Source organism: Bacillus sp. MUM 116 (assembly GCF_001866655.1).
Taxonomy (GTDB): Bacteria; Bacillota; Bacilli; order Bacillales; family Cytobacillaceae; genus Neobacillus.
The window spans coordinates 1-7,316 of sequence record NZ_MLYR01000095.1; the positions used below are offsets into that span (position 1 = coordinate 1).

The 7,316-nt window shown below is 39.5% G+C and carries 9 protein-coding genes; all 9 read right to left on the reverse strand.

The annotated features are described in order from the left end of the window. Nucleotides 1–139: 139 nt before the first annotated feature. On the reverse strand, nucleotides 140–370 hold the full coding sequence (locus BIV60_RS22010; protein WP_071357874.1) for a hypothetical protein: 231 nt from the start codon (nucleotides 368–370) through the stop codon (nucleotides 140–142). A gap of 59 nt (nucleotides 371–429) precedes the next feature. Then, nucleotides 430–1,317, reverse strand: coding sequence for a C39 family peptidase (locus BIV60_RS22015; RefSeq protein WP_071357875.1), 888 nt, complete (start codon nucleotides 1,315–1,317; stop codon nucleotides 430–432). Between the two features lie 121 nt (nucleotides 1,318–1,438). After that, the gene (locus BIV60_RS22020; RefSeq protein WP_071357876.1) at nucleotides 1,439–2,509 is read right to left on the reverse strand and encodes a sulfate/molybdate ABC transporter ATP-binding protein; all 1,071 of its coding nucleotides are present in this window, start codon (nucleotides 2,507–2,509) and stop codon (nucleotides 1,439–1,441) included. 33 nt (nucleotides 2,510–2,542) lie between these two features. Beyond that, nucleotides 2,543–3,391 (reverse strand): sulfate ABC transporter permease subunit CysW, encoded by an 849-nt coding sequence (gene cysW, locus BIV60_RS22025; RefSeq protein ID WP_083402393.1) that lies wholly within the window; start codon nucleotides 3,389–3,391, stop codon nucleotides 2,543–2,545. A gap of 15 nt (nucleotides 3,392–3,406) precedes the next feature. Beyond that, nucleotides 3,407–4,243, reverse strand: coding sequence for a sulfate ABC transporter permease subunit CysT (gene cysT / locus BIV60_RS22030; protein WP_071357877.1), 837 nt, complete (start codon nucleotides 4,241–4,243; stop codon nucleotides 3,407–3,409). A 14-nt stretch (nucleotides 4,244–4,257) separates the two neighbouring features. Beyond that, on the reverse strand, nucleotides 4,258–5,295 hold the full coding sequence (locus tag BIV60_RS22035; RefSeq protein ID WP_083402394.1) for a sulfate ABC transporter substrate-binding protein: 1,038 nt from the start codon (nucleotides 5,293–5,295) through the stop codon (nucleotides 4,258–4,260). 143 nt (nucleotides 5,296–5,438) lie between these two features. Then, on the reverse strand, nucleotides 5,439–5,624 hold the full coding sequence (locus BIV60_RS22040; protein ID WP_141770524.1) for a YezD family protein: 186 nt from the start codon (nucleotides 5,622–5,624) through the stop codon (nucleotides 5,439–5,441). A gap of 278 nt (nucleotides 5,625–5,902) precedes the next feature. Next, entirely contained in the window at nucleotides 5,903–6,235 is a 333-nt protein-coding gene (locus BIV60_RS31065) for a fumarylacetoacetate hydrolase family protein (RefSeq protein WP_371261580.1), read from the reverse strand. Continuing rightward, complete coding sequence (locus BIV60_RS31070) at nucleotides 6,229–6,786, reverse strand: fumarylacetoacetate hydrolase family protein (RefSeq protein WP_371261579.1); 558 nt, start codon at nucleotides 6,784–6,786, stop codon at nucleotides 6,229–6,231. Before BIV60_RS31070 ends, BIV60_RS31065 begins: the two co-directional genes overlap by 7 nt. Nucleotides 6,787–7,316: the final 530 nt, after the last annotated feature.

Sequence of the window (7,316 nt, forward strand, 5' to 3'; positions counted from 1 at the left end):
TTTAACCTTTTGGACGGATTGGCTTGTGACCTCGAGGGGCTAGGCGCTGGAGCTGGACAATTCTCGAAGCCGAATTTTATACTTTCTTATCTTATAAAATTAAAAAGCTGCGGGATCTCTTTCTTCCCACAGCTTCCTATTATTTCTCTTTCCGATCATTCAACTCATCAATCAACTGTTTTGTCCTTTTCGCATTTCCTTCAGCAAAATTTTCGAGACGTTCTTTTAATTCATCATCATCATGAATTCGCTCAGCTGTTATCAGATAAGTACGCATTAAATCTTCTTCAACCTCAATGGAATGTTCAAGGACTTCTTCAAGTTTTTCCTTCTCTTCTCCCTTATCTCTATTAAATAAATTGGCACACATTGGGTAGACCTCCTTTTTCTTTAGAGTTCTCCCTAAGTAACCGGTATATTCATATACAGTTAAGGCTGAACAGCTACCGCAAACTTCTTATAATTATAGGATTTTTCAAACTTTGATGCAGACACCCAATATTTTCCTTGGTTAGGATCAACAATATGGTACGCATCTTTTTTGAAACCATCTACCAAGACAACGTGAGAATTATCAATTCCAACTCCCCAATTGTAACGGTGATAGATGGGCTTTTCCCAATGGATAACAATATAAACAATAACCGGAGATCCTTTACGTAAATATTGTTTCAAGGTTGAGGAGGAAGCCCCCGAGATATTTTTTGTATTGCCATATGTACGCCCATAATTCGCCAACGGGGCGGGAAAAATCGACTGGAATACCTCTCGCTTTAATACATAAAACGGTGATCCGCCAAAACCATGATACGGATTATCGTCTTTGGCAATCGGCATTTTTTGTAATACCTGCCTTAAGCTGATGTTTAAAGCTTTGCCTTGGTATTGCAGCCCTTCTAATAATGATGCGCCCTCACAGCCCATCGGTGCACCAGCCTTATTTTGATCAATAAAAGGAGCTCCTAATAAAATTGTATTTGCCGGATTGGCCGATAAATCCAACTTTATAACTTTTTTTGTGCGGCTTTTATTTTTGTTATCTGTTGCATAGATTGTCACTGTCTTTCCCGAAAGACCTGAAACTGGAATTCTAAAATTCCCCTTTGAATCAGCAGTGATTCCAGCAACTTTTTTTCCAGTGGAACGATATACGGATACATAAGCTTTAGGAGCTGTTTTCCCCGTAACAAGGCTGGCAGATTTATAGATTCGGTTTACATGTAACGATGGCTGCTTTTGGCTTGCTGCTGACGCTGAACTATAACTTATACAAATGAAACTGACGGTTAACATAAAAATAGTAAGAAACTTTTTCATTTTCAACTCTCTCCTAAAAATAGAAATAAACCCAGACCTTTCTAATTATAAAGCAAAAAAGGCAGCTATCCATAGGGATGATGCCTTAAAAGATGAATGCACTATTGGTTCCATAGTCCGTTTAATAGATGGCTCGAAGTTTATTTTCGATGGGAAGACCATCTTTCTTATTCCCAAACACTACTAAATTTTTAAACTCGGCGTAAAGTATCTCCCCTTTTTGAAATGAACCCATTTCCCGGTATTTATTCGCATTCATTTCTGCTTCAAAAAAATTATTCGAATAAATTTGTCTTAATTCAATCCGGACAATGGAACCGACAGTATGAACATGCCGAACTTCCGCCGGAACACTTCCCTTCTTCACCAATTTGCTAAGTACAATTTCATGAGGTCTAATGTAACCTATCGTCTCCTCTGTTTCCTCAATTTGATTATTTATATGAAATAGATCGTCGCCTCTAAATTCATTTACTCTACCTAAAAAGCTGTAAACAAAAGCATTTAAAGGATGATGATAAACCTCTTCTGGTGAACCGATTTGTTCGATTCCCCCATTATTCATGACAACGACTGTATCAGCCATTTCAAGAGCTTCTTCCTGATCATGCGTGACAAAAATGGTGGTGATGTTGAGCTTTTGATGGATTTCCCTTAACCAATGGCGAAGCTCCAGCCGGACTTTTGCATCCAATGCCCCAAATGGTTCATCCAACAGCAGAACTTCAGGCTCGACAACAAGAGATCTGGCTAACGCGATCCGCTGCTTTTGCCCTCCTGAAAGCTGGGATGGATACCGATCTGCAAACTCTTCAAGCTGGACAAGTTTTAATAATTCAAAGACCTTTTCCCTTATTTCTGTTTTAGATGGACGTGATTTTCGCGCTTTTACCTTTAGACCGAAGGCGACATTCTCAAAAATATTCATATGTTGAAACAGGGCATAGTTTTGAAAAACAAACCCCACCTTGCGTTCCTTTACTGTTTTGTGTGTATAATCTATGCCATTAAATAGAACTTTTCCTGAATCTATGTTCTCTAACCCGGCAATTAACCGAAGAAGAGTAGTTTTTCCTGAGCCTGATGGCCCTAATAATGCGACAAAATCTCCCGTGGGCACTTCCAAATTGACATTTTTAACAGCTGAATATGTGCCAAATGATTTTGAAACATCCTTTATGCTAATTCCCATTTTTTTCATCCCCCAATTACGCTAAAACATACTTTACCGTTTTGTTTTCCATTCCACCATGCTCTTTAAGACAAGGGTTAACAGGGCAAGCAGTGCTAGTAAAGAAGCAACCGCAAAAGCCGCCGAAAAATTGTACTCGTTATACAAGATTTCTACCTGGAGCGGAATCGTATTCGTTTCCCCTCGTATATGGCCTGAAACGACGGAAACGGCTCCAAACTCCCCCATGGCACGTGCATTACAGAGAATCACTCCGTAAAGCAGCCCCCATTTTATATTGGGCAGCGTAACACGAAAAAACATTTGCCACCCGCTCGCACCGAGTGTAATTGCAGCCTGCTCCTCTGATGTTCCTTGTTCCTGCATAATCGGAATCAATTCCCGAACAACAAACGGAAACGTAACAAAGACAGTAGCAAGAACGATTCCCGGCACTCCGAAGATAATTTTGATATTGTTAACCTCGAGAAATGGACCTAATAATCCTCTAGAACCAAATAACAAGACAAAAACTAAACCTGCAATCACAGGGGAAACAGCAAAGGGAATATCAATCAGCGTAATCAAAATATTTTTTCCCTTGAAATTGAATTTGGCAATCCCCCAAGCAGCAATCACGCCGAAAACCGTATTAAACGGAACAGCAATCGCAGCTGTGAGCAAAGTTAACGTAATCGCAGCCCTTGCATCAGGCTCTGTAAGAGATAGAAAGTATAATTGAATGCCTTTTTTTAATGCCTCTGAAAAAACTGCTAGCAGTGGCAGAAAGATAAATAAACCCAAAAAAACGAATGCAATTCCGATTAAGATCCATTTTCGGAACAGGGCTGCCCCATCAACCCGGGCTCTTTTTTCAATAAATGTTATTTCTTCAACGATCATTTTTCATCATCACCTTTAAGTCAGTTGCTGTTTTTTTGTCGTTTTCCACTGCCAAACATTAATTACGAATAATAAAATAAACGAAAAGACAAGCATGACACTGGCAATGGCCGCTGCACCTGCATAGTTGAATTGCTCCAATTTCGTAATGATAAGTAATGGAACAATTTCTGTTTTCATCGGCATATTACCGGAAATAAAGACAACTGATCCATATTCCCCTAATGCCCTTGCAAAGGCAAGGGCAAAGCCAGTAAGGATGGCTGGGAAGATAGCGGGAAAAATTATTTTGAAAAAAATCTGCACTGGATTGGCACCAAGTGTAGAAGCTGCCTCCTCATATTGATGATTTAAATCCTGCAAAATCGGCTGGACGGACCGGACAACAAACGGCAATCCGATAAAAGTCAGAGCTATCATAATTCCAAGCGGGGTATAGGCCACCTTCATTCCCATAGCATCAAAATAATGCCCAATCCACCCATTCGGTGCATAAATAGTTGTAAGGGCAATCCCCGCCACAGCGGTGGGTAAAGCAAACGGAAGATCGACAGCAGCATCGATGATCCGTTTTCCAAAAAATTCATATCTTACTAGAACCCAGGCGATAAGCGTTCCGAATACAGCATTGATGATAGCGGCAACGAAAGAAGTGTAGATTGTCAGTTTATAAGAAGCTACTACTCTCGGATCAGTTACCGTGTCCCAAAATTCCTTCAAGCTGAGTGTAGATGCTTTTAAGAAAAGCACTGCGAGTGGAATCAGGATGATTAAGCTTAAATAAATGACCGTATATCCCATCGAGAGCCCAAACCCTGGCAAGACCCGTTTCTGTTTTAATTTCTTAGCCATTTGTAAGGTCTCCTTTATGGTTTATAGATTTGATCAAAGACCCCGCCATCATCGAAATAGGTTTTTTGCGCCTTTTTCCAGCCGCCAAAAAGATCATCGATGGTAAACAGGTTGATTTTCGGAAATTGACTAGCATACTTTTCGGCAACTTTTTGGGAGCGTGGCCGGTAGTAATTTTTAGCGGCAATTTCCTGCCCATCATCTGAATAGAGATAGTCGAGATAAGCTTTAGCCACTTTTTCCGTCCCATGTTTTTTTGCTACTTGATCCACAACGGAGACGGGAGGCTCTGCAAGAATACTAACCGATGGATTGACGATTTCAAATTTATTCTTTCCAAGTTGATTAATGGCAAGATACGCCTCATTTTCCCATGCAATCAAAACATCGCCGATTCCTTTTTCCACAAAGGTAGTCGTTGAACCTCTGGCACCAGAATCCAATACAGGCACGTTTTTATATAGCTTTGTGACAAATTCCTTTGCCTTAGCTGCATCACCATTGTTTTGCTTTAATGCGTACCCCCAGGCAGCCAGGAAATTCCATCTTGCTCCTCCGGAAGTTTTCGGATTCGGTGTAATGACCGAGACACCTTTTTTCACCAAATCATTCCAGTCTTTTATCCCTTTCGGATTGCCTTTACGGACAAGAAACACAATTGTAGATGTATAAGGCGAACTATTGTCATTGAATCGTTTCTGCCAATCCGCTGAAATTTTTCCGGTATTGGCAATGGCATCTATATCATGGGCCAGTGCTAATGTCACAACATCAGCCTCCAAACCGTCAATAACGGATCTGGACTGCGCGCCTGACCCTCCATGTGATTGTTTAATAGTTACCTTTTGTCCCGTTTTTTTCTCCCAATAAGCAGCAAAGTTCTTATTGTATTCTTGATAAAGCTCTCGTGTTGGATCATAGGATACATTTAATAATTCAATGTTCTTTTTTGAATCTGTTCCTTTTTTCTCATTACTGGCCGTTTGGTTTGAGCACCCGGAAGCCCCCACTAGAAGGAGTAAGGTAAATAGGGTAATCCATGTTTTTTTCATCATCTTTTTCTCTCCTTTTGGGCTAAAAAAGCCTATTGTTTTTATGGGCTTTTTAAAATAAAAAGCCTCATTAGTTACGTACATGAATACGTAGAAACTAAAGGGCCTTCGGGTGTCCGATCGGCATCATATTTTTTCATTTCCTACTTTTTACTGGTTAGAATCTGAGAACTTTTTTTACTTTGCAGCTGAAACCGATATTTTTCCAGACGATCAATTTGGGTGATTTGCGAATCATGGACCGTTATTTGAATCGATCCAAACTCCAATCCTTCTAACAAATTAGCTATTTTTTCCACCACTTCCTGATTAAATCGTCCTTTTAGCACAACAATCAACTCCTTTTTATAATTGACTAATCTTACAACCAACACCTAGCTTAAAAGGTAAAAAAAAGGCACTTATCCATGTAATGAGATAAGTGCCTTCAGTTCGTCTGATCGGCCACGTTTTGGTTTTATTTAATTCCGATTAATTTTATAGGTTTACTTTTACATATCTTAATATGTATTTTTTGAAAAATCAATATCTTTTTTTAAAATTTTTTTACCTGCAAACTATAAGAAAAGCCTGCTTCCCCTGTATCACGGGTGGGCAGACTTTTTTATTATTGCAGACTATTTTTCAATTCCCCAATGGACTCTATGGAAACTACCATCTCGTCCCCTGATTTTAACCAATTTTGTTCTCCCTCGGGGTACCCAAGGATAACACCATCAGGAGTACCTGTAAAAATGATATCGCCCGGTTTTAAAGTCATATGCTGAGAAATATAACTTACTAATGTGGCACAGTTAAATATCATATCCTTTGTATTAGCTTTTTGACGAAGCTGCCCATTTATACGACATTCAATCGTTAATTCATTAGGATTCATTTCATCACTTGTGACAACATATGGACCTATTGGCGCGAACCCATCAGGAGTTTTTCCTAGCAGCCATTGACCGGTTTTTTAAATTGCCAATCTCTTGCGGAAACATCGTTACCGACGGTGTATCCAAAAACATAGGACAATGCCTCATCCTCTGAAACATTTTTAGCTGTCTTGCCAATGATTAGAACAAGCTCTGCCTCATAATCCATTTTTTCTACTCCTGTCGGAATGGTGACAGGTTCTTGGTGGGCAGCTAATGCATTGTTAAATTTGCTGAATAATATCGGTGATGTGGGAATATCCATATTTGACTCTTTCGCATGATTAATATAGTTTAAGCCTACACAAATGATTTTTTCCGGATTTGTTACAGCCGGAGCGTATGTTACATCTTCACTTGAAATAAAGAATTCTTCTTTTCCTTTTTGTACAGTACGTTCTACTAAACTAGTAAGTTTAGCAAGCCCTTCCATAGAATTAGAAATTACTTCCTGAAGAGTAACTGGAGTAGATTGCCCGGAAGCCGTTGCAGCCTCTTTTACATCCAACACACCAAAATCTGTTTTTACACCTAATCGAATCTCATCGTTTTTCCTAAATTGAAGCAGTTTCATCGTTTCAACTCTCCTCACTATCCCTAAATTTCTGACTTTTCCATTTATATATTCTATCTTGGTACATTCATAATTCAAAATCAACAAAATCACGTTTGTTTTTCGTTGAGATAAATTTTATAGGGCTTATGATTTTGTTGAGTATATGGGCTAGATTAGATAATGACGACCAGAACTCTTCTTTTTTCAGGCTTTCGGTCGCCTAGAGCCTTGATTGACGACCGTTCCTCTTCTTTTTTCACTTCTTCGGTCACTTAGAGCCTTGATTGACGACCGTTTTTCTTCTTTTTTCACTTCCTCGGTCGCCTAGAGCCTTGATTGACGACCGTTTCTCTTCTTTTTTTACCTCTTCGGTCACATAGAGCCTTGATTGACGACCGTTTCTCTTCTTTTTTTACCTCTTCGGTCACTTAGAGCCTTGATTGACAACCGTTTCTCTTCTTTTTTCACTTTTTCAGTCGCCTAGAGCCTTGATTGACGACCGGTCCTCTTCTGTTTTTACCTCTTCGGTCACTTAGAGCCTTGATTGA